The 1482-nt window shown below is 66.9% G+C and carries 1 protein-coding gene; it reads right to left on the bottom strand.

The features are described from left to right. Positions 1-181 precede the first annotated feature (181 nt). Complete coding sequence (locus tag D7X74_RS41890) at positions 182-1405, bottom strand: IS701 family transposase (protein WP_120538462.1); 1224 nt, start codon at positions 1403-1405, stop codon at positions 182-184. Positions 1406-1482 lie beyond the last annotated feature (77 nt).

Below are 1482 nucleotides of genomic sequence, written 5' to 3'. Positions count from 1 at the left end.
TCCTACAGCTGCAGTTTGAACCGCGCTCGGCGTGCCCGGTAGTGGCACTGCATGGCGACGGCTTGGTGGTGGCGTCGCCAGCGACTCCAGGCCAAGACGTGCGCGAGTGGAGCCACGGTCCGACGCAGGATTGAAAGCAGGAGTCCTCGCACTTCCTGGACGGAGTAGCGGACGAGGGCCGTCAGTGAAGGCCGCGCCGGGCGAGAAATGCGCGCATGGGATTTCTTCGCCTCGGCAGGCCGAGGGCTTTTGGGGGCAGGCCCTCCTGGGGTTGCAGATTGGCCATGGCACGCGCGGCTGCGAGGAAGACGTGGGCCACCAGGCAGAGCGTCATGTGCCGGTGCCAGGCCGTCCAGGTGCGCACCTCGTAGTCGGCCAGACCCACTTCGCCCTTGGCGGACTCGAAGTCCTCCTCCACGGCCCACCGGCTGCCCGCAGCCTGCACCAGCGACGCGAGCGAGACATTGCGTCGGGCGTGGGCCACGTAGAAGGCCACCTTCCCGTCCGCGAGGCTTCTGCGAAAGAGCAGCCAGCGTGACAAGCCGAGGTGCTGGTTGAGCCGCATGCGCGCCCAGTCGTAGAGACGCGGGCCCTTGGTGCCCGCGCCCGCGGACAGACGCATCCAGGCGTCCGGCGGGACTTGCTGCACCATGTCACCCGGCTTCACCTGGTAGAAACCTCGCCAGACGTGCGTGTTGGAGGCCACCGCCAGCACGTAGGGCTGGTGCAAGTCTTCGAGGAAGCGGCGCAGCGTGGTGTCGCGGCCGTAGACTTCGTCTCCCACCACCCAAGCTGGCTTCAGTCCCGCGCCCAGCGCCCGTTGCAGCATGCCTTGCGCGAGGGCCGGTTTGGATTCGAAGCCCACCTCGTCCGGAATCCCTCCTACTTCACGGCGGGCTGCGTCCTCCGCCCACGGCTCCGGCAGGTACAGCTCCCGGTCCACCAGTGCATGCCCGAGAGGCGTCGCGTACGAGAGGAAGACGCCCACTTGTGCATTCTCCACCTTGCCTGCGGTGCCCGTGTACTGGCGCGCCACGCCCACGGACTTCTCTCCCTTCTTCAGGAAGCCTGTCTCGTCCACCGCCAGGATGCCGCCTTCACCCAGCGCACGGCGTGCGTATTCCAGCACGTCGTCGCGCACCGAATCCGCGTCCCACTTCGCACGCAGCAGAAGGTGCTGGAAGGCATAGGGCGCTCGATGCCCCGCATCCTCCGAAAGGCCCCATACGTTCTTGCGCTGTGCCCGCCCCAGCAGCGCCTTCACGTACTCGACAGCCGTCGCGTGCGCCTCACGCCTGCGGAAGTGAGGCTTCAGCCAGCTCCCCACTTCCTCCAGTTCCGTTACAAGTCGGCCAACCAGCCGGACTTCCGGCGCCTGCGCTTCAGTGGCGGATGGCTGCTGCATGGGAAGTCTCGCTCCTCCCCCTCCTGTTCCTTCAACAGGAGGGCGACTGCGGTCTCTTCCGAACTGCAGCTGTAGGA

The sequence above is a fragment of the Corallococcus sp. CA047B genome (assembly GCF_003612065.1).
Classification (GTDB): Bacteria; Myxococcota; Myxococcia; order Myxococcales; family Myxococcaceae; genus Corallococcus; species Corallococcus praedator.
The sequence above is the reverse complement of the archived record's forward strand: the minus strand, read 5'-3'. Positions and strand labels throughout refer to the sequence as shown.

Excerpts from the sequence above, each read along its gene's own strand:
- D7X74_RS41890 (WP_120538462.1), bottom strand. The coding sequence starts at position 1,405 with ATGCAGCAGCCATCCGCCACTGAAGCGCAGGCGCCGGAAGTCCGGCTG.